A 26,820-nucleotide genomic window follows, 5' to 3' on the forward strand; every position below is an offset into this window, starting at 1 on the left:
GCTTATTGCAATTCCTCTGGAGCCGGATCGGATTGGATGTTGTGGATCGGCATGGCGATGCGGCGCAGATGCAGCCCGAGCGGTCCGGGATGGAACCCCGCATCCAAAAGATAGCGCGTCATCGGGTGTGTGGCGACAGGCTGACCATTGATCGTGGTGATAAGCACGCCCTGGTGGCTGCTGGTGCGCATGCGGTCTTGTCCGCGCGAAGATAGAAAATGGGCCAGGCCCGCTGCGACTTGCGAACGCTCCGGTTCGTCGGCTGGCAGAAAAATGAGCAGGTTCGGATTGTTGCGACGCACCCACGCTACAAGCTGTCCGTTGCGCAGGATCACTTCGGCATAGACTGCGCGAGTTAAGACACGTGGCGCTGATTCAGAGTCCTCCTCCATCACCGGAAGTTCCGGCCACGGAAGAACGGAGCCATACGGATTGGCTACGTCCGTAGCTGCGATCTGAATAAACTCCGGCTTCTCGGCGGGAGGCTCGGTACGCAGCTGACGCAGCAGATCGACGGCAGCCGGCAATGCGAACTGTGTGACTCCCAGTCCCGCAACGAAGTAGCCGCGGCGAATACGACCGCTCTCCTCCAACGCTTTGAGGACATCGTAGACTGCGCTGAATCCTCCCGGAATGTTTTCGGCACCGACAGCCTCGCGGGTCAGGACGCCGTATCGATTCAGCAATTGCAAAGCAAGAGCGTGACTGGCTTCTGTATTACTGGGCGCGCCGTCTTTTTGCTCTTGAGAGCGCAGAGGCAGCAGCGACCAACGGCCCTGGGCATTCGGTGGAGTGGTGCGGCGGGAACGAAAGACCATTCCCGTATGCGATCGGCGCTGAGGCCGCGAGGTATCAGGCCGCAACGTGTAGGCACGGAGCGCGTGAAGCGAATCATTGGTGACAAGTCCGCGCCAGACCAGGCTCCATAGAGCATCAATCGACTCGCCCGGATAGCCACCGCCGACGGCCTGATGGAGTGGATCAAAGAAGCTCGCTCCTGTGGATTCCAGAACCGCAAGCAGTTTCTCTTCTCGTTCAGTAAGCGGCTCGGTGAGTGGGCGCTTCTGCGCGAGCAATGGCAATTTGTCGGAAAGGAAAAGGGCGATGCGACCATCGCGTTCACCGATTGGATCGATGCCGGCCCATGCAACTTCACCCGCGGCGATCAGCGTATCGAGACCGGTGGGGTCGTATCCGGCTACGCGCGCAGGCAGTATGGACGTCTCAAGCAGCGATGCCGGGATTGGTGCGCCCTGCAGGCTCTCGATAGCGTCGAGTAAAACATCGAGATGTGCAGCGGTGCTTCGCCGCGGCGAAATCAAGCCCTGCCAGTGCGAAAGAAAACGTGCCAGCGTGTGCTGCTCCACCGGCTCCACTTCGCGGCGAAGCTTGGCAAGGGATTTGCGCCGGATTTGGCGCAGGATTTCCATGTCGCACCACTCGCGATGCAGCCCGCCGGGACGGAATCCGCCTTCAAGGATTCGTCCCTCGACGGTGAGTTGATGCAGTGTGTTCTCAACGATGGCTGCATCGAGTGCGAATCGCTCGGCCACTTCGCGCTGAGTGAACGGGCCATGGGTGCGTGCAAAGCGGCGGACCAATTCCAACACCGGCTGAGCGACCGCCTCGATCAGCGCAACGGGCAAGCCGGGAGGAAGTGGAATTCCAAGTGCATCGCGGTAGCGACCGGCGTCCTCTGCGGCAATAATGCGGCGTTCCCCGGCGATGCGCAGTTCCAGTAGTCGTCGCGCGTGCAGAAGACGGTCGAGCGAATCGAGAACGGTGGAGTCGACGACGCGGCGGGCAAGTTCTTCGCGCGAGAGATCGCCAAGACGCAGCAACAAATCATGAATGCCATCGGCAGAGCGGGCGCGATAGGACTCGATGAGGCACTGTGCCGTTTCTTCCACTTCGGCGATAGCGTCAGCATCGAGCAGTTCGCGAAGATCTGCCTCGCCAAGAAGCTCACGCAACTGGTCCTGATCGATGGTCAAAGCTTGCGCGCGGCGTTCTGCGAGCGGTGCATCTCCGTCATAGACAAAATTGGCTACGTAACTAAACAGCAGCGACGAAGCGAATGGCGAGGGCTTGTGAGTCTCGACGACATGCACACGAAGCTGGCGCTGCTCGATCGCTCGCAGAGTCTCGACGAGGGCCGGCATATCGAATACGTCGCGAAGGCACTCGCGATATGCCTCAAGCAGCAGCGGAAATGAAGGGTAGCGCGACGCTACGCTCAGCAGGTCGTAGGAACGCTTGCGCAACTGCCAGAGCGGTGAACGCTGGTCGGCACGGCGTCGCGGCAGCAGCAGGGCTCGTCCGGCAGCCTCGCGGAACCTCCCCGCAAACAGCGCCGTCGATCCCAGCTGACGCAAAACCAATTGCATGGCCTCGCCGGATTCGACAAGGATCCAGTCAGGATCGGGCGGCTCGTCGGTATCCGGAAAACGCAAAACAAATCCATCGTCGCCCCACAGCGTTTCCACCTCGGGGCCGCCCGCTGCGCGGATACGCGAGCTGATCGCCATCGCCCAGGGAATGTGAATACGGCTGCCGAATGGGGTAAGGACGCAGACGCGCCAGTCGCCAAGTTCGTCCCGGGTGCGCTCCACCACGATCGTGCGATCGTCTGGAACCTGACCGGTGGCTGCTTCCTGGTCGGCAAGAAACTGGATGAGGTTCTCGGCAGCCCCAGGGTCCAGGTCATGATCAGTAACAAGCCTAGTGAGTGCGACCGGCTTCGGCAGGGCTCGAAGTTCGCGGACCAAGGCTCCGATGCGCCGGCCAAACTCCAGCGGACGCCCAGGACCATCGCCTTTCCAGAAGGGCATCTTGCCGGGCTCTCCGGGAGCCGGCGACACCAGGACGCGATCGTGCGTAATGTCCTCGATCCGCCACGTCGATGCGCCAAGGATGAAGGTCTGGTTGGGGTGGGACTCGAAGACCATCTCCTCATCGAGTTCGCCTACACGGACGGATTTGCCCTCGGTGTGGGCAAGGAATACGCCATAGAGCCCGCGGTCAGGGATGGTTCCGGCGTTCAAGATGGCGAGGCGTCCAGCACCCTCGCGCGCCGTCACTACATTGCGAATGCGATCCCAGGTGAGGCGAGGTCGCAACTCGGCAAATTCATCGGACGGATAGCGGCCGCTGAGCAGGTCCAGAACTCCCTCAAAAGCCGAACGAGTGAGAGCGCCGAACGGTGCGGCTCGGCGAACCAGATCATAAAGAGCATCGACGTAAACTTCGGGCTTCTGTTCCTGCTCGTTGGGATCGATACTTTCCCACGCCTGAGAATTCTTGCCAGCTTTGCTGCTGGAATGGGAACCACCATTTCCACTCTTTAGCTGCTTCGCGCGACTGGAAACTCGGAAGCCGGGAGGATGTGCGACGATCGCGACCAGTTGCTGGCAAAGAACGTCGAGCGGGTTGCGCGGAAAGCGAGTCGATTCGATGTGACCTTCATGCATGGCACGGGTCACGGCAGCGCAGGCAACGAGGTCGGCGCGGTATTTCGGGAACAGCACACCCTCGCTGACAGCGTCGACCGAGTGCCCGGCACGACCAATGCGCTGCATGCCACTCGCCACCGAGGGGGGCGCCTCAATCTGTATGACAAGGTCGACCGCCCCCATGTCGATACCGAGCTCAAGCGTCGAAGTCGCGCACAGGGCCTTGATCTGACCAGCCTTCAATTGCTCCTCAATGATGGAGCGCTGGTAGGCCGCGAGAGAACCGTGGTGAGCCCGGGCAACTGCCTCGCCTGCCAATTCGTTGAGTGCGCCGGCCAGACGCTCGGCAACCTGACGGCTGTTGACGAAAAGAATTGTCGAGTTTCGCTCGCGGATAAGTTCCAACAGACGCGGATGAATCGCATTCCAGATCGACACTCGTTTTGGCGTTTGCGAAGCAGCGCCGCTGGGAATTTCTTCCATCATCTGCAGCCGCGCCATATCTTCAACTGGAACTTCAATACGCAGCTTCAAGTGTTTGGGAGCAGAGGCATTAATGATGGTGACTGGTCTAAACCTGAGAGCGGCTTCGTTTCCGATGTCAGACCGCGAGTGATCATCGACTATCTGTTCAGATTGTCCTGCCCGATCAAGGGATGGCAAAGCCATAGTCGCCGCCAAAAGTCCCGGCGAAGCCTCTCGACTATTGTTATTGTTAGCAGCAGCTTGCGAGGATGGGCTTAAAGTACGACTTTGCTTCTCCAGAGCTTGATGCTTTACCAGAAGCGGTGACTTGGATGGCACTTCTACGCCACCCAGAAACCTAGCTACTTCCTCCAATGGCCGCTGCGTGGCCGAGAGCCCGATACGCTGGAGACGGCGCCCCGTCAGGGATTCTAGCCGCTCCAATGTAAGGGCCAGGTGGGCACCGCGCTTCGTTGGAACAAGGGCATGGATCTCGTCGATGATGACCGTGTCAACGGTGCGCAGTGCGTCGGCCGACTGCGACGTGAGGAGGAGGTAGAGCGACTCCGGCGTCGTGATCAGGATTTCTGCGGGATCGCGACGAAAGCGTGCGCGTTCGCTTTGCGGTGTGTCGCCTGTACGGACACTGATTACCGGGTCGTGAAATGGCACACCCTTGCGCCGGGCCATGTTGCTGATTCCAGCAAGCGGCGACCGCAGGTTGCGCTCGACGTCGACGGCCAGCGCTTTCAGCGGTGAGATGTAGACGATCTTGCAACCCTTTTTCTGGTCCGATACGTCGTGAAGCATCAGCCGGTCGAGGCACCAGAGGAAGGCTGTAAGCGTCTTTCCAGTCCCCGTCGGAGCTAAGATCAGCGCGCTCTCGCCGCGAGCAATTACCGGCCAGCCCAATCGCTGCGGAGCGGTTGGATTGTCGAACACGGCCTTGAACCACTCTGCCGTTACGGGGTGAAAGCAGGCAAATGGATCGCTCGGTTGGCAGTCTGATGTCACAGCGTCCAAGACCGGACTAGCCGGAGAAGCCGCTGGTTTCGGTTTGTCGGATTGGGATGAGCGCGGAGACATCTTGTCCTTTGACGCAGTTTGAGCATATCGCGAACGAATAGGAAAGAAAAGGCGAAGACTGCTTCCCGTTCTCAGAGGAGGCAGACCGCTGGGACAGTTCGCGAAGTACCACAACCGAGGACACCTTGAGCAAACTGCGCTGCTAGGATTCGTTGCAGGAGTAAGTTACCGTGCGCGAGCACCTTGTTACGCTGCTGGATGATTTCATGAAGAATCGCCATGGGATTGCAATCGTGCGCTACCAGGGTGTCCGGCGGCGGGTGACAACGTACGGGCAGCTTGCCCATCTTGCCGGTCGATTCGCTGCCCTGCTTGAAGATCGCGGAATCGGGATGGGTGATCGCGTTCTTCTCTGGGGCGAAAATGGCGCCGAGTGGGTAGCTGCGTTCTACGGGTGCATGCTCCGCGGAGTGATGGCCGTGCCATTGGACGCATTTGGCAGCGCCGAATTTGCGGGGCGCATTGCGGCGGACGTAAAGCCAAAGCTGGCGGTCGGCGATGCGGCCTTACTGGCAAAACTTCAACGCCAAGTTCAGGATTCGGCATCCTCTGGCTTCAATTCTCAGGGCGATATGGAATTCATCGCGTTCGAGGACTTGCAAACTTCCCTCCCCGCGCGGGAAGGCGGACCTGTCGCTGGACTGTCGCATGAGACTCCTCTTCAGATCTTGTTCACGTCAGGAACGACCGGCGACCCAAAGGGTATCGTGCATACCCACGGGAACGTGCTGGCCAGCATCGGCCCGATTGAGCAGGGCGCGCAGCGATATCTGCGCTATGAAAGGCTCGTGCACCCGCTGCGTTTTTTGCATACGCTGCCACTGAGTCATGTCTTCGGGCAGACGATGGGGTTGTGGATCCCGCCGATCTTCGCGGCCGAGGTTCACTTTGAAACGCGGTTGGTCGCGCCGAGGCTTGTAGAGACGATCAAGCGAGAACGCATCTCGGTGCTCGCTGCAGTGCCGCGGGTGATGGCGCTTTTGAAGACTCATTTGGAGAACACAAAGCCTGGCCTTATCGAACGCGTCGCCGCCTCAAAAGGCATGAGTGCATGGAAACGCTGGTGGGCTTTCCGCGATGTGCATCGCGCCTTGGGTTTGAAATTCTGGGCACTGATTTCAGGGGGTGGCGCTTTGGCCGGTCCGCTGGAGCAGTTCTGGAACGCACTTGGATTGGTGGTGGTGCAGGGCTACGGGATGACGGAGACAACGGCGCTGATAACGCTCAACCATCCGTTTCATGTGGCCAGCGGAACGATCGGTAAGCCGCTCCCGGGACGGGAGATAAAGATCGGACCGGACGGCGAAGTGCTGGTGAAAGGACCCATGATCTCGACCGCTACATGGAGCGGCGGTGAGTTGCGTCAGCGCGAAGACGGGTGGCTTGCGACGGGCGACCTTGCGGAGGAACAGGCAACCGGTGAGTTGCGCTTCATGGGCCGCAAAAGCGAGACCATCGTCACCGCTGCAGGGGTAAATATCCATCCCGAAGACCTCGAAGCCGTATTGGAACAGCAGCCCGAGATCGCTGCAAGCGCGGTTGTGGGTGTGGAAACGGCCTCAGGGCCCGAGCCGTGTGCAGTGCTGGCGTTGCGTAGTAGCCACAAGCAGGCGGCTGAAGCCGTGGAACACGCCAATGCAGCTCTAGCGGACTTTCAGCAAATAAGGCGGTGGATGCTATGGCCGGAGCCAGACCTACCACGCACCTCGACTGGAAAGGTCCGGCGCAAGGCCGTCGCAGAATGGGTTGCAGGACATTCAGTTACAGCCACAACCATAGATGGTAGGAGCGAGAATGCCACTAGAGGAGATTGGTTGTACACACTGGTGGCCGAGATTGCTGGGGAACACCCGGCAGCCAGTGATGATTTGCGGCTGAGCGAGGACTTTCATCTCGACAGCCTCGGACGCGTCCAACTCGTGGCCGCGCTGGAAGAGCGCTTGGCGAATGCTCCGGACGAAGGTGCGGTGGACACTGCGCGGACGCTGGGGGATCTAAGGCGGCTGGTTGGAGCAAACGGTAGCTCCGAAATTACCGAGCGAATTCCACAAGATGCGCCAGCGACTCCTTCACTGGTGAATATCTTTTCTTCCGCCACTCAAGACCCAAAGTCCGAGGAAAGGCCGACTTCCCTGCCCGACGACATTTCGGCTTCACATGCGGCAATGCCTGCCGGAGATGAAAATGCTCAAGTGGGAGTCGGGAGAACTCTTGCAACGCCTGAAAGAGCGGAGTTCCGGTATCCGCGATGGCCGTGGTCGACGCCGGTGCAGTGGGTGCGGGCTGCGTTTATTGAATGTATCGCCCAGCCCTTAATTTGGTTTCTTGGCAACCCGCGCGTGTCAGTGCCTCGCGATCTCCAAGGCGACGAACCCATGCTGATTATCTGCAATCACGTCACTGCATACGACGGCGCCCTCGTGGAATATGCATTGCCGGGAACGATGCGGCGTTGGGTGGCAGCGGCCATGCTGGGCGAAATGCTCGAAGACTTCCGCCATTTTCGCGACCCGGACACACGGCGCTTCATGCTGTTTGGTCCGGCTGCGTATTGGCTGGTCACCGCTCTCTACAACGTATTCCCGCTTCCGCGGAGACGCGATTTTCAGAGGAGTTTTGCGCACGCCGGAGAAGCGATGGATCGCGGATATAACGTCCTGGTGTTTCCAGAGGGAACTCGGTCAGTGGCCGGAGAACTGGCCAGTTTCAGACCGGGGATCGGCTTGCTTGCAAAACAGACCAACGCTCCCGTCTTGCCAATCGCAATTGCCGGTCTTGGCGAGTTAAAGGCGAAGGGTCGAGGGTGGTTCCGCTCAGGCACGATCGAAATTCGAGTGGGCGAGCCCATCCACTTCAGTCCACTGGAAAGCGAATCCTCAATCACCGAAACATTGCATGAAAAAGTCTCGGAACTGATGAAGCGTCGACCTTAAATTTCGGCTACTGATTGGGCTGAGTCGAAGGTAAATTCAAATCCGATTTCGAAGTGTCTGCCTCAGAAGTATGGGCAGAATAGTAGTCGTGGGGAGCGCCTCGATGGCCCTGGCATCGCGCGAACAATTCAAGGCCCAACGCCGTCGGTGTAAGATTCGCGTCCTGTTCGAAATTGAAGTATTTTGACTTGACCCTTGGCTCTAAGAGGCCGAGGTTGGCAAGCTGAAAAATATTCCGGTCGATCTTCATCAGATCGTGAGCGCCTGCAATGTGCATTAATTCCTGCGCCGAACAAATTAGCGGTTGGGCAGAGACAGCTCCAGACGTTGCGAAGACCTTCTGCGATTTTGTGCAGGCCGTAGTGAAGAGACGACCGTCGATGGTGGCAAGTTCGCAGAGCATATCCATGTAAGGGAGATTCGATTCATCATCGCCCATGAGCGTGCACGCGGTCGCCAAGATGCCGGCCCACAGCTGCTGCGTCACGGCTTCTTCTGCCCAGGATCCGTCCTGGACCACGCGCATGACTACGTTTTGCGGAGCGCGCAACCTGTCAAAGTCGCGCTCGGCGGCAAGCATAGCCTCAGCGCGATTGGTAATCCCTATGGCATTCGCGATACGTAAGTTGCTGAGACCTTCGCGAAACAGCAGCTTTAGCTCCTGCGTAGCCGCGGGACAGATGCGCCGAAGGAAAGCAAGAGAGCGCGAAAGACGAAACTCGCTGAGAATGTCTTCTGGCTCAATCAGGCCGTCCGTCTTCCAGAGCCAAAGATCCATGCACTCGGGAAGGACAAATGTAAGCCCCATGCCATCCTCGCCCCAGCGCGCGGTTCTTGTTTCCAAGGTCACCTGGTGATCCGGATTGTCGTCTTTAAGCTCGGGATAGACAAGACGAACAGGATTTATCTCACCTTGCGGCCAGCGCTCCCGGGTTACCAGGTACATGCCTGTTGCACTGATATTGCGGACAATGTCGAGGCCTGGGGAGGATCCGGTCCAATGGATGGCTTCGAGGCCTTCCACCGTTCGCCGCTCTGCGCGTGCTTGACGCTCAGTTTCTCCCTGCGGAAAAGTCTTTTCAAACCAACTTCTCAGAGACCTCATGCTGCCTCCACGCTCTGCAGCGATTGCTGACCACAAGCAGCCTAATGAGACTGCCCTGCCTGAACTGATTGGAATTGTTGCTGACTGCATCGTACTACCGCAACTACCGCTTCGTAATGGGGAGGTAATTACTTAAGCAGCACCGGGACCAAAACAGAACTGGACTTTTGGCCACTATGGAGTTTGCCGCCCGAATTCTTAGACTGCGGCAACAGTTTTGGCGTCCATTGATGACTTGGTCGAATTCTCTGCACCGCGCCTGCCGTGACAACGGGCGTATAGTTCGACGGCCGTTTCGGTGGGTGTAATGACAGCCTGGTCCAGAAGGGAGAAGAACCTCCATTTCAAACTTTTTTCGATCAAACCTAGTTCAACAAGGTGCACGATATCGCGCTCAATGCGCACGCGGTCGTGGGTGCCTGTAATTCGGATGAGTTCTTTGGCGGAGCAGGTGAGAGGACGGAGAGGCTTTCGGCACTCTTCCGCGATCGACTTTTGGGCAAGGCTGCAAGCCCCCGCAAGTATGCGCGCCTGGATCGTCGTAATCTGGCTGAGCAGGGAGACAAACTTCAGGTCAGATTTCCCGCCCGCCCCAGTCACACAGGATGTAGCCAGGAGACCAGCCCACCAATGCTGGATCCAATCAACTTCTGTCCACGAACCGTCTTCAAGAATGCGAATCACGGCTTTCGGGTCTAGATGAAATCCCGCGCCGCAGCCTTCAAGAGCAAGCAATTCCTCCGCGTGGAGGGCAATCTCAACAGCGCTCTCGAGACGATGGTTGCTCAACCCTCTCCGCATCAGCAGTCGTGCTGCATTGGACGCGGCCGGTGTAACGCGCTCGATGAAAGCAAGGGCGGCCGCCAGCCGAAATTCGAACACGACATCCTCGGGTTCAGTCTGCGGTGCGCCTGCTTTAATTGTGCTTTGCCAAAGGCGGACATCTGAGCCACGAGGCATAAGGAATGCAACAGCAACGCCTTGATCATCGCGTCTGATCGTTTTGGCCTGAACAGTGTAACGACGTTGATCGCGGCTCTCAAGTATGCCGGATCGTTGCAGCGTTAAGGAGACGATATCTCCAGCTTTCCAGCATTCGCTGGTAAGAAGGTAAGCCCCGCTACTACTGATATTCGCCACATGATTCTGTCTTGGAATCGAACCGTCCCAGTGGAATGCGGCGAGCGCTGGCGATGCACGGCGTTCTGCGCGCGGACGATAGACAAAGGGTAGACGATACCAAGTTTCCGGCAGACTCACAGTTTCCCTCCGTGCGCCAATGTCACAGAGCGGCCCATTGCCAGACCCATGTAAGGGGTTGTTGAACGTCTCTGTATTTGTTTATTGAAGGGATTCTACGGACGACGGGAACATTCCAAATGTGTCGGACATCACGGATGCAGGTGAAATGTAGGGGCAGAAAACTGCTAAGCGAGGAAAATTTCCAACGCATTTGAATCAGAAAACGAGCTTACTGCTCCAGCGCGATCGCACCCGCCAGGGTCACTGGAACTCCGTAGAATCCCTGCGCAGTACCGCGGTGGCCGCTGCATCGAGCATAGAGTTCCAGACCTAAACTGGTAGGGGCTACCGTGGTGTCAGTCATTTGCTGGAAAAATGCCGACGTCTCCCTCGGTGCAATAACACGAAGTTCAGCCATATAGTTCAATTCCCGGTCGAGCTTGATCAGATCATGCGAACCTGAGAACTTGATGAGATCCGCCGCCTTCCAATTCAGAGGACGAGTCGAGATCGCACCGGGACCGGTGATAAGTTTGGTCGCCTTGGTGCAAGCCGCGGACAAAATGCGGAGATGAATGGCTTTCAACTGGCCAAGCAGGTCGATAAACGCGAGGCTTGTCTCATCCCCTCCGTTGGTGGTGCAGGACGCCGCGAGCAGCCCACCCCAAAACTGAAGCATCCACTTATCGTCAGAGGACCATGACCCTCCTTCGACGATACGTGTAACGACATGTGGACGCGCGCGCAGGTGGTCAATCTGCACCGACCCGCCGAGCATCTTTTCCGCGTTCAGAGCGATCTCAAGCGCGTTTTCGAGGCGATAATTGCTCAGTTCTTCATGAAGCAATCGAGACATGAAGTCGCGGGTTTCCGGGGATATGCGCGAAAGGAACGAGATGGCCTGGGCGACTCTAAATTCGCGGACGATGTCCTCGGGTTCATTCTGTTCGGACGCGCTCTTGAGTGGGCTCTGCCAGAGCCGCAAGTCAGCGCCTGGGGGCAGTACAAAAGAAATCGCAACACCTTGATCGTCCCATCGAACCGCCTTCGCCTGGACGGAAAAACTGTTTTCCTTCTCGATCGGTCCCTTACGCTGCAAAGAGAGCGCAATGATCTCGCCTGGCTCCCAACGATCCTGCGTAACCAGGAACGCGCCGGTAGCACTAATGTCGCGCACGCTGTTCTGGCGAGGAAGAGGGCCTTTCCAGTGGTAGGCGGCCAAGGAAGGCGAGTTGCGTCTCTCAGCCCGGCGGCGCTCTTCGGAAGAAGGAAAATCGGAGTGGGAAGTCATTGGATTCATGGAACCCTCAAACGCGCTTTTCGCGGAAAAAACACTGGTCGGATACGGAACCCGGAGCGCATCTTTCAGCGCTTGATAGAAGACAATCTTACTCCTCAACATCCCACTTTTGTGGGATGGATCAACGTTACTTTTGGCACCTCAAAGCGATTTTTGAGTGTAGACGGATCAAGGCAGGCTGGATAATGGAGACAATCCTGCCCGTTGAACCTGATCGTTGGACGCGACGGCATAATGCTGCGAGGTAGCGGTGTCGGTACTTGTGCTTACAGAGTTTTTTGCAACCGGCAGTCTTGTGAGCGCCATTTGTTGCTGCCTGCTTGAAGTGGCTATGGTAATGGAGATCCGCCGCGGCCTGGAGGGTTGGCGGCCAGCCCATTTGAAAAGGGATATCGCTGCCACTTTTCGGAGTCACCGTCGGTTTTGTCCCGGGAGTCGCCTCCGCACCGCCTTTGTGGCCTGCTCCTGCCTCCTGGGCTGCTGCATAGCAGCACTGATCGTGATACACCGCGTGGCAAACGGAATTTGATCCGTTCCTGCCCCCTCAGATTGGCCGATAGTGACATGTGCCTCCTGAGAGAACCGTCGTCCAAAGCGACCGGTCTGGAGGCTGTTCGGCTGATCCCAGAAAGAGATAGCCTTTCTTTCTAATGAGCCGATGCATGGCAGATAGAAGCGTTTGCCGTGTCTCCAGAGACAGGTAGAGGATCACGTTGCGTAGGAAGATCACGTCAAAGCACTCTTGAAACGGGAGTTGCCCGCATAGATTTGCCTGGCGGAAGTGACAGAGACTGGCAACTTCGGGCTTGATGACCCAACTTTCGCCGGTGTGATCAAAATATCTAACCAGCAGCCGGGCAGGCAGCCCTCGATTCATCTCGATACGGTGAAACCGACCCTGTCGCGCGCGCTGCACGACTTCAGCGCAGACGTCCGTGCCTTCGATGCGAATATTCCAATCAGACAATTGCGGAAAGTTCTCACAGATAAGAATGGCAAGAGAGTATGCTTCCTGCCCGGTGGAACTGGCCGCACTCCAAAAGCGCAATCTCCGGGTCGAGCGGCAGTCTTCGATGATTTTTGGCAACACTTCTGTTCGCAGCAGCTCGAATGATCGGCAATCGCGGAAGAAGCTTGTCTCATTGATCGTCATAGCCTCTGCGACCGCGCGCTCCAGTTCAGGACTTTTCGCTGCTCGCAGCAGATGTACCAACTCGTCAAGCCGGGACAAGCTATGACGATGGAGAAGGCCGACCAACCGGGATTGGAAGAGATGGTCATGCGATGGCTCAAGCACATTCTGTGTATGGCTGAAAACCACCTCTCGCAGATAGAGGTAGTCGCCACTCGTAGGACCGTTCATCGCTGAACCGCACATTCGCGACGCTCGAAGCGTTCGGCCGCGTTCCGGGACGCAAGACGAATCATCTCAGGTGCAATCGCAGACAGGGGCAGAACGCGTTGAGCGAGGCCTGCCTGGACCACGGCACGCGGCATTCCCCACACGGCGCTGGTCGCCTGATCCTGCGCCAGCACGGTACCGCCTTGGGCTCGAATCGTGCGACATGATGCAAGCCCGTCCGAGCCCATTCCTGTAAGCACCACGGCAAGCGTGGCCGGACCGTAAATTGCAGCGGCCGAGCGGAACAAGACATCGACTGAAGGACGGCAGTGGTTTTCAAACGGCCCCTGTTGCAGATGAAGCGTCGGCGGAGCACCATGGCGCGAAGATTGAATCACTTCCATGTGCCAGTTTCCGCGTGCCAGAAAGATACTTCCGGGCAAAACGGAAGAGCCCTCGGTGGCTTCGTAAACGCGAGTGCAGCGGCTCTGGCTCAGACGCTCCGCAAGTGGCCTTGTAAACAACTCCGGCATATGCTGCACGATCAGAATTGGTAGCGGAAAGGTCGAAGGAATGGATGAGAGGAGGACGTCGAGCGCTGCTGGTCCTCCGGTGGAAACCCCGATAACCACGATGGAGGGTGGGACAGACGAAAGATGGGAAGATTCGAGGAATTCAGTTACAGGGGCCAATCTAGGCGACTGGCTTACGCTGGAAACAGTGAGTGCCCGGATCTTCGGCAGCAGATCTTGTGCGAGAGTGCGCAGTGCAGATTCGCGATCATCTTGGTTGCTGGGTTTGGTGACATAGTCCGATGCTCCGCTGGCTAGAGCGTCGATAGTGACACGGGCACCGCGCTGCGTAAGTGCACTGACCATCACAACCGGAGTGCGGCTACCTCGGGCCCGCAGGCTGCGCAGTGTTTCCAGACCGCACAGGTTAGGCATTTCGACATCGAGCAGCACGAGATCCGGGCGAACTGAGTCGATAGTCTGCAAGGCCGCTGCTCCGTCCGCTGCCGACCCCGCGACTTCAAGCGATGGATCAGCCAGGATGACGGAACGAATTAAACTGCGCATCACAGCAGAATCGTCGACAATCAGGATGCGGGTGCGGCGGCCATGCGCCATTGATTAATCCTCTGCGATCCCCAGCAGGTTGAGCTTTTCAATTAGAGCGTCCTCATCGAAAGGCTTCATCAAGTATTCGTCGGCACCCGAGTCAAGAGCTCGAATCACAAAATCCATCTCCGCTTCGGTGGTCACCATCATGACCTTTAGATCACGAAAGCCTTCTGCGCGCAGGGAAGTCAGCATTTGAAATCCATTCATTACCGGCATATTCCAGTCGATCAGTGCCAGATCGAAGCTCACGCCGGATCGCAGACGCACGAGGCCCGCCTGTCCGTCGTCAGCTTCTTCACAAGCGATTCCTCTTTCTTCAAGAAGCCCGAGAAGGAAACCTCGCACGAAGCGGGAGTCGTCGACAATGAGAGCGCGCATCCGATTTCTCCTGTTCACGCCGCCTGCGACCCAACCAGGTACAGAGGATCAAGGCGTGAAGGCTCGAGTATGACGAGAAGCCTGTCTTTGAGTTTGTAAGTGCCGGTGAACAACTTTTTTAGGCACTCGTCGAGAGTTGATGGGTTAGGTTCATAGTCTTCAGGCGAAACCGTCAGAACTTCCCCGACCCCATCCACCAGCACTCCGAAACAACCTCGGACGCCTTCCAGGACGAGGAGCGGTTGTGCGTTGTCATGCGTCGGCAGGCCAAGCAGATAGCGAAGGTTGACAGTAATCAAAACGTCGCCACGGTAATGCACGAGACCTCCAACGAATCCCGGAGCGAGGGGAACAGCCTGCGGTTGGACAGAGCCCACGATTTCCAAGATGTGGCTGATCGGTAGACCGAAGAGTGTGTCACCAACACGCACCGAACACATTTCGATCGGCGCGGCGACAGAAGCCGTCGCTTGACGCGATCTTCTGGGAGATGAACTCATGAGAGAGCCTCGGCGAATTGGCAGGAATGGAGATCTGTTTCGGTGTTCGACAGAGCAGGGACCGCTGTAAGATCAACCAGTTCCGTGACACGGTTTTCAAGCAGCATCACTCCTTCACTGGGTCGGCTCGATCCGGCTTCGAAAAGATCGGTTCCGGCCGCCACGTCAAGGACATGACAGACAACGAAACCGACCTGGCGATCCTCGTCTTGACAGATAACGACGACTACCTGAGCGCTGGGGTCAGTCTCCGCTACGGCCAGTAATGCTGCCGGGTCTTCGATGGAAAGAATCTGCCCTTCGAAATTGAGCACTGGACGACACCCAATGTGTTCTACGCGCGATGCCGCAAGCTGTTCGATGCGAACCACATCTTTCAGCACAACGGCCGAGCGTCTGCCGCCAATGTCGACGAGCAGATAGTCATCCCCGCTCACATCCTGCGGTACAGAAACATCCGCGGGTGCGACCAGGTCAACCTCGTTCATAGCGATACCAGCGCGAATTGCGATCGCCGTTGGGTCGAGAATGAGGGCCAGGTTCCCGCTGCCGAGAACGGTCGCCCCAGAGTAGAGACCAATATTTTTGAGAGCTACATTCAGCGCTTTGACGACGATCTCTTCGGGGTCGGCGAGGCCATCCACAACTAGCCCAAACCGGCGACCATCGGCCTCGAGAACCGCGATGTAACCGTCGACTAGATTTTTCGGGCCGTGCACTGTACCGGGTGCCAGTAGGCGATCGAGAAAGACCAATGGAAGGAGGTTGCCGCGCAGACGATAGAGGGGTGTATCTTCCATCCACTCGATGGAGGTTGATGACTCCCCTTGAGCAATGTGAACCAGCTCGGATAGCGCAGCCTGGGGCAAGGCGAAACTTTGTCCCACGCTGCGCACAATCAACGCGGGAATGATGGCAAGCGTGAGCGGGATGCGCAGCCGCAGAGTCGTGCCTCGACCGGGATGTGAATCGAGCTCGACTTTGCCTCCAATCTTTTCGACATTGGTCCGGACAACGTCCATTCCAACTCCGCGACCGCTCACATTGGTGACAACAGCGGCGGTAGAAAAGCCGGGCAAAAAAACGAGTTGAAGCAACTCATGGTCTGACTGCTGCGCGGAGCACTCGGCAGAGATGAGATTCCGTTCGATTGCCTTAGCACGCACCCGCTCCACGGATATCCCCGCCCCGTCATCCGAGACTTCGATGATGACGTGGCTGCCCTCCTGAATAGCCCTCACCCTCAACAGACCTTCAGGATTCTTGCCAGCCGCGATACGTACGTCCGGCGCCTCGATGCCGTGATCGAGTGCATTGCGGACAGCATGGGTGAGTGGATCCTTGATCGCCTCAAGCAGACTCTTGTCGAGCCCCGTGTCCTGGCCTTCGAGCTCGAGTCGCACCCGGCGACCGAGACCATGCGAAAGGTCGCGCACCATGCGAGGAATTTTGGAGAAGACATTCGACACAGGCTGCATGCGTGCCTTCATCACAGACTCGCGCAGATCGGCAGTCACCATATCAAGACGACGCGAAAGTTGGGTGAGGCTGGGTATTGCTGTACTCGCTTGCAGAACCTGGTTACGCGTAAGCACAAGTTCGCCAACAAGATTCATCATGCGATTAAGCAGATCGACGTCGACGCGTAGAGTGCTTTCAGACGCTGCAACGACAACCGCGTTATGCGTGGTCGACGTTTCGCGTTCTTGAGTGGCAATCTCAGGGAGCAGCGGATACGAGACATTCTCAGCGGCGAGAGCTGACGCGGATCTTTCTGTTTCCGACACCGGGGGTGGTGAGAAAACATCGATTGGTTTGATGGCGAGAGGCGCGGCAGCTTCTGCTTTGTAAGATCGCGAAGAAGCTTCTCCCTCGGCTTTTTTGCGCGGACGGCGTACCGCAGAGTTTGAGACGGACGTTGATACGGCGGCAGGCATTCTTTGAAGTTGTTCCAGTTGCGCGATGAGCTTGCTATCTTCGCCTGCGCCTTCGGTTTCATTAGCCTCGATGGCGCGAAGAATCGAGCGGAGCCCGTCGAGGAGTTGGAGAAGCACGGTCACAACTGAATCTGTGGCGGAGAGCTTTCCATCCCGCAATTGCCCGAGCAGACTTTCTCCGGCATGAGAGAGTTTCTCAAGTCGTTTGTAGCCGAGAAATCCGGTTGTTCCTTTAATTGTGTGAACCGACCGGAAAATCTCCGCGATCAGCGCTGCATCCTCAGGACGCTTCTCCAGATCAGTAAGACAATGCTCCATGCGATCGAGCCCTTCCTGGCTCTCGATCAGGAATTCTCGTGTCAATTCATCCATTCCGCACTTGTCCCACCGCTCTGCTAGGCGTGCACAGGCGATGCACACAAGAGATTTATCGGTTGGAGGCGGGGAGACTTGAGAGCAGGAGATTCGAGTTTTCAGTTCGCCATGGGGAATTCAATTTTCTGCCGATATACACGGGGAACGTTCATGCATTAGCCTCAAGATTCACTCGGTACTTGAATGAGGACTGCATTGATGATGACGAGCTTAGCGCAGGCAGCGCTCGACAATCTTCTAGAAAAGGCGAAGAAAGCCGCGGAGAATTCCTACGCACCGTATTCGGGATTCAGAGTGGGCGCGGCTCTGCAGCTCAAAAACGGCCAGGTTGTGACCGGAACCAATGTGGAGAACGTGAGCTACGGCCTGACGATCTGTGCGGAACGCGCAGCGCTAGTGCGGGCGGTGAGCGAGTTCGGGCCTGAGGTTCGCATCGAAGCAGTTGCGGTGGCGAACCTGAATGATTCCGCAAGCCCACCGTGCGGTGCATGCCGCCAGATGCTGGCCGAGTTTGCGGAACCCGATGCGCCAATTATCTTTCCCGCTGCGGATGGGACAAGACAGATGCGCTTCGATGAAGTCTTGCCGCTGGCATTCGGCATGCAATTGAAGACAACCAACAAGCGGCGTTGAGCGGCCACGATTCCCTTCCGACTCCAGAACTCTTCACCCTCTTTTCGAGGAGATCATAGGGCTCTCGGACACCGCTACCTGTTCCTTGCGATAATCTCATCTGTTCATTGAATGAGGTTATATTTCTATGTCTCAAAACGCTGGCACGCCGGTGCACATGATTGATCTGATTCGGAAAAAGCGGGACGGCGGTGTTCTGGATGCGCGCGAAATTGAATTCATCGTTAACGGCACTGCAAAGGAATCTATCCCGCTGGAACAATTATCAGCTTGGTTGATGGCCGCATGGCTGAATGGTCTCACCATCGATGAGACTCGGTCGCTTGCAGTTGCGATGCGCGACTCCGGCGAAAAGTTCGATCCTTCGCGGCTGGGAAAGCAGGCCGTAGACAAGCACTCGACCGGTGGTGTGGGAGACAAGACCAGCTTTCTGATTGCACCGCTGGCAGCAGCGTGTGGCGTTGCGGTGCCGATGATCAGCGGTCGTGCGCTCGGACATACCGGCGGCACACTGGACAAGCTCGATTCGATCCCGGGTTTCAGGTCAGCGCTTACATTGCAGGAATTTGAAGAAGTGCTGCAGCGATGCGGCGCGGCCATCGTTAGCCAGACGCCAACACTGGTTCCCGCAGACCGCGTGCTCTATGCGTTGCGCGATCGCACTGGAACCGTGGAAAGCCCGGGGCTGATATGCGCTTCGATTCTAAGCAAAAAGCTGGCGGCGGGGCTGAATGCTCTGGTACTGGATGTTAAAACGGGCTCCGGGGCATTCCTGCGCAAGCGCGCCGATGCGGAGTTTCTCGCCTCACTGATGGTCGCCACGGCTGAGGCAGCAGGAACGCGGACCGTGGCACTGCTGACCGATATGGGGCAGCCGTTGGGTCGCACTGCCGGCAACTGGATTGAGGTTGCAGAATGCGTGGAGTTGTTGCGCGGCGAGACACCAGCAGAAAGCGAAGATTTGCGCGAGCTTTCGCTGCGCCTAGCGGGATGGATGATTTATCTGGGCGGAAGGACGGAGACGGCGGAGCAGGGCTATTGGGCCGTGGCGGGTGCGTTGGCCGATGGAACAGCGCTGAAGATTTTCTTCGAAATGGTGAAAGCGCAAGGCGGCAATCTCGATGTCTTCGATGACTTGAAATCTTCTCACAAGCCCGGCGCTACGCTTGTGCTGAACGCGTGGAAAAGCGGCTACGTTGCGGACATGGACACCATGGAACTGGGCTGGGCTGTACAGCGTCTGGGAGCCGGACGCGAAAAAGCCGGTGAACCGGTTGACCCTCACGCGGGTATCGAATTTCACGCGCGTCGTGGTGCTCGGGTAGAAAAGGGACAGCCGTTCGCGACCCTGTACACCACCAACGAGGCCATGCTCGCCGAGCCGGTCGAACGCATCAAACGCGCGGTCACGTTCTCCGAGGAGATCCCGGAAGAAGTGCCGCTCGTCAGTCACATCTTTGCGCGCGAGGATGCCGAGGCTTATCTGCGAAAGAAGACCTCTGACTCCTAGCTTTCAATCCGACATGTGCGTATTGCTACCTCAATTTGGCGCGAGGTGCTGTTAGCCTGTTGGTATCGAAAACAACGACGTTTACCAGCGTCTAGCTGCTGCCTTGAATAATGAGCAGGCAAAAAACTAGAAGCCGCAGTTGGAAATTGTCTTTGAAGGAGCGACGCATTGGCGCGATTCACGGGAGTGCTTGGAATATTGGCCGTTCTGCTTGCGGCGTGGCTTGGCTCGACGGATAGAAAACATATTCGTTGGCGCACCGTGGGATGGGGACTGAGCCTGCAGATATTGTTTGCGTTCCTTGTTCTCCGCTTCGACTTCGGTCAGAGGGCTATGTATTGGGCTGGCGGAGTTGTCACCAAGATGCTAAGCGCTACCACCGCAGGCACGTCGGTCTTGTTTGGCAAACTTGGCACACCCGACACATCGCTCGGCTCCATTTTTGCCTTTCAAGTACTTCCTACCATCATCTTCATTTCGGCATTCTTCGCCGTTCTCTATCATATCGGCGTGATGCAAATCATCATCCGGGCACTGGCATGGGTGATGCTCAAAACCATGCGCATCTCCGGCGCTGAAAGCATGAACGTCGCCGCATCGATCTTCATGGGGCAGACTGAAGCGCCTCTCACGATTCGTCCGTTTCTTTCCAAAGCCACTCGCAGCGAATTGATGACCATCATGACCAGCGGCATGGCCCATGTGTCCGGTGGCATCATGGCCATGTACATTTCGCAAGGCATCGAGGCGCGACATCTGCTGTCGGCCGTGATCATGACTTCGCCGGGAACCATCCTTATGGCGAAGATGCTCGTCCCGGAGACAGAAGTTCCGGCTACCGAAGGCAAGGTCGTCATCCCCAAAGACGAACAGCACGAGGATGAAAACCTGATTGGCGCCATCGCTCGCGGCACAATCGACGGCGGCAAACTGGCACTCAACGTCGCTATCATGCTTATCAGTTTTCTGGCGCTCGTTGCGCTGCTCGATATGCTGCTCGGCTGGGTGCACATTCATGCCGGCCTGCACTGGGTCCCGGGAAGCCTTGGCGAGATTCTTGGCTACATCTTCTGGCCGGTCGCGTGGTTGATTGGTGTGCCTGCGCAGGATTGCAGCCTGATCGGAAACCTGCTGGGCACGCGCATGGCGCTTAACGAAGTGATCGCCTACATTGCTCTTGGCGCGCATAAGGCCATGATCACGCCGCGTTCTTTCACGATCGCGACTTTCGCCCTTTGCGGCTTTGCGAACCTTGGATCCATCGGCATGCAGATCGGCGGCATCGGCGCGCTTGTTCCTGAGCGTCGCAATGACCTTGCGAAATTAGGCGTCCGCGCAATGTTGGCAGGAACCATGGCTAACCTGATCTCCGCCTCCATCGCCGGAATGTTTCTCGGATAGCTGCAATTGGAACTTGTTCCCCAGCATGGGCAACGTTACTCAGCCGAACTGCACTCCAAAGGGCAGGTTACGCGGGCCCAGAATCGCTGAAAGCAAAAAGCAAACGGCAAGCATCTGAAGCCATGAAGCTTATGTTTTGGCTCGCCCGCCTGCACGACTTTTCCATAACTGTGGTTTGTACGTTTTGCGAAGTGTCAACTATGGCCCATCCGTCAATATCGGCTCCGCCGCCGGACACGACCTCTCATCCCCGTAGAGGCCGGATCAGGCGCGAGGTCCGCAGCATCTGGCAAGAAGCTCCACTCTGGGTTCATGTCGCTATTGTTGCCGCCGGAGCACTGCTTGCTGTCGCAGCTGTCTTTATAAGCGCAAACTGGCCTTACCGCCATCGCAAGATCGCACCCATGCTTGAGGACGTACTCGCCAGCCAGGTCACGTTCACTGGTTATCACCGCACATACTTTCCTCATCCCGGATTCGTGGCCACTGGAATCACCATGCGCCGCAAGTCGGCACCCGATCTTCCACCACTCGGGCACGTTGACACCATGGTCGTCGCGGGAACATGGTCCGACCTTCTCATGCTTCGCCAGCGCGTTGAGCTGGTAGATATTACCGGCCTTCACATCGTTGTTCCGCCCATCGGCAGCGAGGCAAATCACCGGGACTTTCCGCCGGGAAGCGGAAGCGATTTCGACGGGCCCGACACAATGATTGCCCGCTTTATGGTGCATAAGAGTCTGCTTGAAATCCAGCGCAAAGAGGGCAAACCCCTTTCGTTTCCGATTAAGCAATTGGAAATCCGCAATCTACATAGAGGCGAGGCACTGACCTACGCGGTCGAGATGCAAAACGCACTTCCTAACGGGCACATTCTTGCGCACGGGAGTATGGGGCCAATACATGGCAAAAACTTTCTCTCCACTCCCGTGAGTGGCAACTATGCATTCACACAGGTCAATCTGCACGATGTGGGGGACATTAGCGGGACCCTCGACGCGCGAGGCGTCTTCAAGGGCACGTTGGAGGCGATGGAGGTAGAAGCGGACACGATCACGCAGGATTTCGCGGTGACAAATGGCAGGCCGACTCCCGTCGAGGGCATCATGCGCGCGACACTTTACGGAGAGCACGGTGACCTCGATATCCATTCAATCGATCTCAAAATTCGCGAGACGAACATTCACGCAGTCGGCAGCATCAAAGGCGATCCCAAGTTAACGAATTTTGACATCACGTTGGAGCACGGTCGCGCCGAAGATGTTATGCAGCCCTTCGTTCACGACGAGGTGCCGATCGCAGGTTCCGTGTGGCTCAAGGGTCACGCCTACGTCGGGCCGCCCGGTGACGGTTTCATAGAACGTCTGCGCATGACCGGGACGCTCAATGTACCGGCCGAGAAGGTCACTGACAAACAGGCTGAGAAGAACCTGTCAGCCTTCAGCGAACGCGCTAAGGGGGACAAAAAGCCAAATACCGGCGTGGACTCAAATAACAAATCGACAGATGCGACGAAAGATGTGTTGTCATCTCTGGAGGGATCGACAAAGCTCGAAAACGGAGTTGTGTCGACTTCGCGGCTTACTTTCAAGGTGCCGGGAGCACAAGCGACCATGGCCGGCACTTTCAAATTCCATGGTGAAGTGGCACATCTGACCGGCAACTTGAGAATGGACACCGACATCTCGCATACGGCCACCGGACTCAAGTCATTCCTACTAAAGCCGCTCGCCCCGTTTTTCAAAAAGAAGAATGCAGGAGCCGTAGTACCGATCGCAGTTACCGGGACACCTGGCCACTATCAGGTCACACAAGATATTACCCACAATAAGTAAGTTCACTCGCGTTCATTCCACAAGGCTTACGGACCGCGAACAGGCTCCGACAAACCGCTGGTTATCGCGCGCGCATCTTACCAGCCTGGAGGTTTTCCAGGGTGGAAACGCGAAAGATATTTCGGATTGCAACCTGTATCGTCGCCGCGAGCCTCGCGGTGGGCTTGGTTGCCTTTCGGAACGGTCCACGCCCTTCAGAAGCCTCCGCAGCAACCATGGCGAGCGTTCCGCCTGCTCCGATCTTGAAGCCGGCACCATCCACTCCGATCGCCGAGCAGAAAGCTGCGCTGGGAGACGATGAGACATGGCAACCGGAGTGGGACGCAACGATCGAGAAAGCTTTGCCATCCAGTCTGCTCGAGCCGAAGGTAGCCAGCGATGTGAAGCAGTTTTGCCCGCGGTTCGGCACAATGAAAGAGGTAGACAGGCGGCAATTCTGGGCTTACTTTTTCCAGGCTTTATCAGGTGCGGAGGCAGGACTGAAAGCAACATCAAACGTCCAGCACACTGAACCGCAGGTAGCGGTAGTCGATGGAGTAAGTCACCGCATGGTGCGCAGTGAGGGCTTGCTGCAACTTACCTATGAAGACGCGAAGCGTTATGGGTGCGACTTTGATTGGAACAGCGATAAGCGTTTACGCGAACACGATCCAGATAAGACAATTTTGCAGCCGGAAAACAATCTTCTCTGCGGCGTAAATATTCTCGAGAATCAACTGGTGATGCAACACCGCCCGCTGATCACAAAATCCAGTTACTGGTCGACACTGCGACCGAACTGGCCCGGCTATCGCGTATTCCTTCAGCAGATGGCAAATGCGCCTACAGCTTGCGGTCGTCGCTCAGCCTCAAAGAGTGTAGAGAAGAGCGCTCTTCCACAGACCTCAACAGCAGTTAGTGCGTCCCGCTGAAGTATCTACCTGCCTTGATGAAATGCCTGCTCTCGCGCCGGGTCCGGGCTGCGATGGAGCAATTCATTCTGAGCCTGTTGTAATGTCGTGTTGGCCGCGATCTGCTGGAAGTGAGTCTTCACATCATCCTCTTCTTCTGAAATGGTCTTGAAGATCAGAGCGTGCCCCTGGATGTGCACATGCGTTTCAGTGATCTCCCAGACATGCGGAGAGAGTTCGCGGCGCTCGACATCAAAAGTCCCGCCAGCTTTAAGTTCGCCCAACAGTCCATAACCGATCTTCACGTCGTGGATAAGCTGACCTTTCAAACTGACGATGCGATGTTGTTCGCGATCGATTGCCATGTCGCCTTCCATGGCCGCAAATACGCGCGCCTCGAGGTCCGGAGGACGAAATTGCGGGTCCGGTCTGAAGTGCAAAACGGTGTCGCTTCCCTTTCGTCCTGAGTCTGTCCAAACAAACGCATCGGGAAGAATATTCAGCAGTTCCGCGGCCTGTTCGTCATCGTGCTGACCGCTTTTGCGCCTCTTTGCCTGCTCCCGCGAATCCTGGATGAAGTCACTCATCTCCTGTCGCTGCTGCGATTCGGAAACAGTCTGACCGTTGCGTTCGACCACGCGGTCGAGACTTGCTGCACCCGATTCGGCGACCCACTGCTTGACGGCCTTGCTGGGCTGGCGGTCGATTTCGAAATACAGCCAGTGAGAATGATCATCGCGACTGGCTGCAAGCTCGGTCTGAACAGCCTGCCGAACGAGGTCGCGAGGCGTTTGAGCGGCGCCCGGGAGTGTGACAATCAGAAGGGTCGCGATGGGGAAGAACCGTGTCCTGAGCATGAAGGACCTCCGGTCGTACAACGATCGAACAGTCCATTAGATGCAGGATTCAGTAGGAGAGGGGCCTTTCTGCGTGAATCCTCCGCTAATCAGGCACTTCGCAGGCGTCGGACTCTGTAGAAAACTGTCAGCGCCGTGACCGAACCGCAACTCAGAAAGCTTGCCGCCATCCCCACGATCAATGACATATCCTTCTGATAAATTCCATGCACAACGCCGATTACCTGGAGCACGCTAAACCCGCCAAAAGTTACCAGAGAAATTCCCTCGTCGGTCTTCTTGCGCGCAACGGCCAGCACCTGCGGAACAAAGAGCAAGGCATTGCACAGGAGCCCAAATCCAAAAATGACAGCGACGATTTCTTTCATGGCGCAACTTTCTCTGGAAACCTTTGTGCATTGCGGAGACGCGCCTTTGCTGCTTCTTCTTCGCGAGTACGCGCAGGAGCATTGGTCTCGAGCGAAGCAAGGAGTCGCGCGGACACGGAGGCAACATCGTCAACCGCGGCATTGAATGCGGCTTCATTGGCCTTCGACGGCTTCGCGAACCCGCTGATCTTGCGAACGAACTGCAAGGACGCGGCGTGAATCTCCTCCGGTGTAACCGGAGGAGCGAAGTTGAAAAGCGTTTTGATATTCCGGCACATCGAATACTGCCTCCCACTGAATCTCTTATATGCGCTTAGACCGGTGGCCCGTGCGCCACTGGGATGAAGCACAGTTGTAGAATCGCAGGAACGGACTTATTGGTACAAGCTATGAGCTACTTTGACGACGTTTCAGAGGCCGCGCACTTTCTGCGCTCAAAGCTGGGCAGGCTGCAACCTCACCTCGGAATCGTATTGGGTTCAGGGCTCGGAGCTGCCGCCGAAGCTGTACGCGATCAGGTAGTTGTACCCTACGCATCCATCCCACATTTTCCCAAGTCCACTGTCGAAGGCCACTCCGGTCGCCTGGTGGCAGGCATGCTAGGTGGCGCGCCCGTGATTGTGATGCAGGGCCGGGTGCACTTTTACGAAGGCTACTCGCTTAAGGACGTCACTTTTCCCATGCGCGTGATGGGAGCTCTCGGCGTACGCGCGGTCATTCTTACCAACGCGGCCGGCGGCATCGCAGAAAGGTACAAAATTGGTCAGCTTGTCCTCATCGCCGACCATATCAACATGATGGGCTGCAACCCGCTAGTGGGTCCCAACGATCCCCGCTTCGCGTTCGACCGGACCAACAGCGGGCTTCGCTTCTTCGATATGTCCGACGCGTATTCGAAGCGTCTCAGGCAGGTTGCTATCCAAGTTACCGAGATGGAAGGACAGGCGCTCGAAGAGGGGATCTACCTCGCCGTTAGCGGGCCCAGCTTCGAGACTCCCGCTGAGATTCGGGCATATCGAACAATGGGCGCTACGCTTGTCGGCATGTCCACGGTACCGGAGACGATCGTGGCTCGCCATATGGGGATCGAAGTGCTGGGAATCTCGTGCGTCACGAATCTGGCGGCCGGCTTAAGTGCAACTCCGCTCAGTCACGCGGAAGTCTTTGAAGCCGGTAAACAAGTGGAAAGAAAATTGGCCGAATTGCTGGATCATCTGGCAATGTGGATCGCCGCACTGGTGGACTCAGAATCGTGAGCGAAGGCGCGCATATAGACAGAGGGAATCCGCCGCGGCTGCCGTTTCCGCCGCAGATCATCGGTATCGCAGGCGCTTCTGGTTCCGGCAAGACAACGCTGGCTGCGGAACTCGCGCGCGAGTTGAATGGCTTTCACTTCCCTCTCGACAATTACTATCTCGACTTGTCGCACCTGCCGCTACCTCTGCGGGCAAAAGAAAACTTCGACGACCCTGCGTTGATTGAAAGTTCTTTGCTGGCTAAACATATTTCTGCACTTTCGCGAGGAGAAACGATCGAGCGGCCACTCTACGATTTTTCAAGCTACATCCGCATCTCTGATCGAACTGAAACTGTGCGGGCTGCCGCATTTGTGCTGGTAGAGGGATTGTTCGCGCTCTATTACCGGCCGCTGTTGCCTCTTTACCACCTGCGCGTTTATGTCGATACGCCGGATGAGGTTTGTTTCGATCGGCGCATGCGGCGGGACACGATTGAGCGAGGCCGCACACCGGAGTCGGTTCGCCAGCAATACGATGCTACTGTCCGCCCGTCCAGCATTGCCTTCGTTCGCCCGTCCGCAGCCAACGCTGATCTCATCATCGACGGAACGGCCGCCCTGGACTGGAAAGTCGAGCAGGTGCTGGCTTCCATGCGCACGCATGGTCTTCTGCGGTTACCAAGATAACGAAGAATTGAGCACCAAAGGCGCATAAACAACGCGAATCGTGCCACTTTGGATCAGCAGCATGCTTCGAAAGTGGAGGAGAATTCGCGGTCGAACCGCGCCTATCCTTGATAGCAATGCAGTGAGATGACCCAGATCACGGCAGGAATTCTGATTAAGTACC

20 protein-coding genes are annotated in these 26,820 nt (G+C 57.0%); 8 read left to right on the plus strand and 12 right to left on the minus strand.

Features of this window, described 5'->3' with window-relative positions; translation table 11 throughout:
- Positions 1 to 2: 2 nt before the first annotated feature.
- Positions 3 to 5,003 (minus strand): DEAD/DEAH box helicase, encoded by a 5,001-nt coding sequence (locus P8935_RS20330; protein WP_348262139.1) that lies wholly within the window; start codon positions 5,001 to 5,003, stop codon positions 3 to 5.
- Positions 5,004 to 5,173: 170 nt separating this feature from the next.
- On the opposite strand from P8935_RS20330, the gene P8935_RS20335 reads away from it, so the two are divergent.
- Positions 5,174 to 7,936: an AMP-binding protein gene (locus P8935_RS20335; protein WP_348262140.1), complete on the plus strand. Its 2,763-nt coding sequence runs from the start codon at positions 5,174 to 5,176 to the stop codon at positions 7,934 to 7,936.
- A 7-nt stretch (positions 7,937 to 7,943) separates the two neighbouring features.
- Here the strand turns inward: P8935_RS20335 and P8935_RS20340 are convergent, their stop codons facing one another.
- From P8935_RS20340 to P8935_RS20375, 8 genes are all read right to left on the minus strand, one after another.
- Entirely contained in the window at positions 7,944 to 9,041 is a 1,098-nt protein-coding gene (locus P8935_RS20340; RefSeq protein WP_348262141.1) for a hypothetical protein, read from the minus strand.
- Positions 9,042 to 9,239: 198 nt separating this feature from the next.
- Positions 9,240 to 10,301, minus strand: a complete 1,062-nt coding sequence (locus P8935_RS20345; protein WP_348262142.1) for a PilZ domain-containing protein — start codon at positions 10,299 to 10,301, stop codon at positions 9,240 to 9,242.
- Between the two features lie 211 nt (positions 10,302 to 10,512).
- The gene (locus P8935_RS20350) at positions 10,513 to 11,583 is read right to left on the minus strand and encodes a PilZ domain-containing protein (RefSeq protein ID WP_348262143.1); all 1,071 of its coding nucleotides are present in this window, start codon (positions 11,581 to 11,583) and stop codon (positions 10,513 to 10,515) included.
- Between the two features lie 544 nt (positions 11,584 to 12,127).
- Complete coding sequence (locus P8935_RS20355) at positions 12,128 to 12,946, minus strand: protein-glutamate O-methyltransferase CheR (protein WP_348262144.1); 819 nt, start codon at positions 12,944 to 12,946, stop codon at positions 12,128 to 12,130.
- Entirely contained in the window at positions 12,943 to 14,055 is a 1,113-nt protein-coding gene (gene cheB, locus P8935_RS20360; protein WP_348262145.1) for a chemotaxis-specific protein-glutamate methyltransferase CheB, read from the minus strand. Before cheB ends, P8935_RS20355 begins: the two co-directional genes overlap by 4 nt.
- Before the next feature lie 3 nt (positions 14,056 to 14,058).
- Positions 14,059 to 14,427 carry a response regulator gene (locus P8935_RS20365; protein ID WP_348262146.1) on the minus strand — a complete coding sequence of 123 codons (369 nt, stop codon included), beginning with the start codon at positions 14,425 to 14,427 and terminating at the stop codon, positions 14,059 to 14,061.
- Positions 14,428 to 14,441: 14 nt separating this feature from the next.
- Positions 14,442 to 14,927, minus strand: coding sequence for a chemotaxis protein CheW (locus tag P8935_RS20370; protein ID WP_348262147.1), 486 nt, complete (start codon positions 14,925 to 14,927; stop codon positions 14,442 to 14,444).
- Positions 14,924 to 17,236 carry a chemotaxis protein CheW gene (locus P8935_RS20375; protein ID WP_348262148.1) on the minus strand — a complete coding sequence of 771 codons (2,313 nt, stop codon included), beginning with the start codon at positions 17,234 to 17,236 and terminating at the stop codon, positions 14,924 to 14,926. Before P8935_RS20375 ends, P8935_RS20370 begins: the two co-directional genes overlap by 4 nt.
- A gap of 201 nt (positions 17,237 to 17,437) precedes the next feature.
- Between P8935_RS20375 and cdd the strand changes: the two genes are divergently transcribed.
- The 5 genes from cdd (at position 17,438) to P8935_RS20400 (ending at position 23,529) form a co-directional block, all read left to right on the plus strand.
- Positions 17,438 to 17,872 carry a cytidine deaminase gene (gene cdd / locus P8935_RS20380; RefSeq protein ID WP_348262149.1) on the plus strand — a complete coding sequence of 145 codons (435 nt, stop codon included), beginning with the start codon at positions 17,438 to 17,440 and terminating at the stop codon, positions 17,870 to 17,872.
- Between the two features lie 127 nt (positions 17,873 to 17,999).
- Complete coding sequence (locus P8935_RS20385) at positions 18,000 to 19,382, plus strand: thymidine phosphorylase (RefSeq protein ID WP_348262150.1); 1,383 nt, start codon at positions 18,000 to 18,002, stop codon at positions 19,380 to 19,382.
- 168 nt (positions 19,383 to 19,550) lie between these two features.
- Positions 19,551 to 20,783, plus strand: a complete 1,233-nt coding sequence (locus P8935_RS20390) for a nucleoside transporter C-terminal domain-containing protein (RefSeq protein WP_348262151.1) — start codon at positions 19,551 to 19,553, stop codon at positions 20,781 to 20,783.
- 200 nt (positions 20,784 to 20,983) lie between these two features.
- Positions 20,984 to 22,618, plus strand: coding sequence for an AsmA-like C-terminal region-containing protein (locus tag P8935_RS20395; protein WP_348262152.1), 1,635 nt, complete (start codon positions 20,984 to 20,986; stop codon positions 22,616 to 22,618).
- A 101-nt stretch (positions 22,619 to 22,719) separates the two neighbouring features.
- Positions 22,720 to 23,529 carry a hypothetical protein gene (locus P8935_RS20400; protein WP_348262153.1) on the plus strand — a complete coding sequence of 270 codons (810 nt, stop codon included), beginning with the start codon at positions 22,720 to 22,722 and terminating at the stop codon, positions 23,527 to 23,529.
- Between the two features lie 5 nt (positions 23,530 to 23,534).
- Here P8935_RS20400 and P8935_RS20405 read toward each other — a convergent pair whose 3' ends face one another.
- The 3 genes from P8935_RS20405 to P8935_RS20415 all read right to left on the minus strand — a co-directional run bounded on the left by P8935_RS20405 (position 23,535) and on the right by P8935_RS20415 (position 25,011).
- Positions 23,535 to 24,365: a hypothetical protein gene (locus P8935_RS20405; RefSeq protein WP_348262154.1), complete on the minus strand. Its 831-nt coding sequence runs from the start codon at positions 24,363 to 24,365 to the stop codon at positions 23,535 to 23,537.
- Positions 24,366 to 24,454: 89 nt separating this feature from the next.
- A complete protein-coding gene (locus tag P8935_RS20410) occupies positions 24,455 to 24,733 on the minus strand; it encodes a hypothetical protein (RefSeq protein WP_348262155.1) in 279 nt (92 codons plus the stop codon).
- Positions 24,730 to 25,011, minus strand: coding sequence for a DUF2277 domain-containing protein (locus P8935_RS20415; RefSeq protein WP_348262156.1), 282 nt, complete (start codon positions 25,009 to 25,011; stop codon positions 24,730 to 24,732). Before P8935_RS20415 ends, P8935_RS20410 begins: the two co-directional genes overlap by 4 nt.
- A gap of 111 nt (positions 25,012 to 25,122) precedes the next feature.
- On the opposite strand from P8935_RS20415, the gene P8935_RS20420 reads away from it, so the two are divergent.
- Positions 25,123 to 25,989 carry a purine-nucleoside phosphorylase gene (locus P8935_RS20420; protein ID WP_348262157.1) on the plus strand — a complete coding sequence of 289 codons (867 nt, stop codon included), beginning with the start codon at positions 25,123 to 25,125 and terminating at the stop codon, positions 25,987 to 25,989.
- Entirely contained in the window at positions 25,986 to 26,657 is a 672-nt protein-coding gene (locus tag P8935_RS20425) for a uridine-cytidine kinase (RefSeq protein WP_348262158.1), read from the plus strand. The genes P8935_RS20420 and P8935_RS20425 overlap by 4 nt, the downstream gene beginning before the upstream one ends.
- The last annotated feature ends 163 nt before the right edge of the window (positions 26,658 to 26,820 follow it).

Origin of the sequence: Telmatobacter sp. DSM 110680, assembly GCF_039994875.1 — a bacterium.
In the GTDB taxonomy this organism is placed as follows: domain Bacteria; phylum Acidobacteriota; class Terriglobia; order Terriglobales; family Acidobacteriaceae; genus Telmatobacter.

What these genes read in the sequence shown, in the direction of transcription:
- P8935_RS20330 (WP_348262139.1), bottom strand. Translation starts at nt 5,003, where the DNA reads ATGTCTCCGCGCTCATCCCAATCCGACAAACCGAAACCAGCGGCTTCT.
- P8935_RS20340 (WP_348262141.1), bottom strand. Translation starts at nt 9,041, where the DNA reads ATGAGGTCTCTGAGAAGTTGGTTTGAAAAGACTTTTCCGCAGGGAGAA.
- P8935_RS20350 (WP_348262143.1), bottom strand. Translation starts at nt 11,583, where the DNA reads ATGAATCCAATGACTTCCCACTCCGATTTTCCTTCTTCCGAAGAGCGC.
- P8935_RS20355 (WP_348262144.1), bottom strand. Translation starts at nt 12,946, where the DNA reads ATGAACGGTCCTACGAGTGGCGACTACCTCTATCTGCGAGAGGTGGTT.
- cheB (WP_348262145.1), bottom strand. Translation starts at nt 14,055, where the DNA reads ATGGCGCATGGCCGCCGCACCCGCATCCTGATTGTCGACGATTCTGCT.
- P8935_RS20365 (WP_348262146.1), bottom strand. Translation starts at nt 14,427, where the DNA reads ATGCGCGCTCTCATTGTCGACGACTCCCGCTTCGTGCGAGGTTTCCTT.
- P8935_RS20370 (WP_348262147.1), bottom strand. Translation starts at nt 14,927, where the DNA reads ATGAGTTCATCTCCCAGAAGATCGCGTCAAGCGACGGCTTCTGTCGCC.
- P8935_RS20375 (WP_348262148.1), bottom strand. Translation starts at nt 17,236, where the DNA reads ATGGATGAATTGACACGAGAATTCCTGATCGAGAGCCAGGAAGGGCTC.
- cdd (WP_348262149.1), top strand. Translation starts at nt 17,438, where the DNA reads ATGATGACGAGCTTAGCGCAGGCAGCGCTCGACAATCTTCTAGAAAAG.
- P8935_RS20385 (WP_348262150.1), top strand. Translation starts at nt 18,000, where the DNA reads ATGTCTCAAAACGCTGGCACGCCGGTGCACATGATTGATCTGATTCGG.
- P8935_RS20395 (WP_348262152.1), top strand. Translation starts at nt 20,984, where the DNA reads ATGGCCCATCCGTCAATATCGGCTCCGCCGCCGGACACGACCTCTCAT.
- P8935_RS20405 (WP_348262154.1), bottom strand. Translation starts at nt 24,365, where the DNA reads ATGCTCAGGACACGGTTCTTCCCCATCGCGACCCTTCTGATTGTCACA.
- P8935_RS20410 (WP_348262155.1), bottom strand. Translation starts at nt 24,733, where the DNA reads ATGAAAGAAATCGTCGCTGTCATTTTTGGATTTGGGCTCCTGTGCAAT.
- P8935_RS20415 (WP_348262156.1), bottom strand. Translation starts at nt 25,011, where the DNA reads ATGTGCCGGAATATCAAAACGCTTTTCAACTTCGCTCCTCCGGTTACA.
- P8935_RS20420 (WP_348262157.1), top strand. Translation starts at nt 25,123, where the DNA reads ATGAGCTACTTTGACGACGTTTCAGAGGCCGCGCACTTTCTGCGCTCA.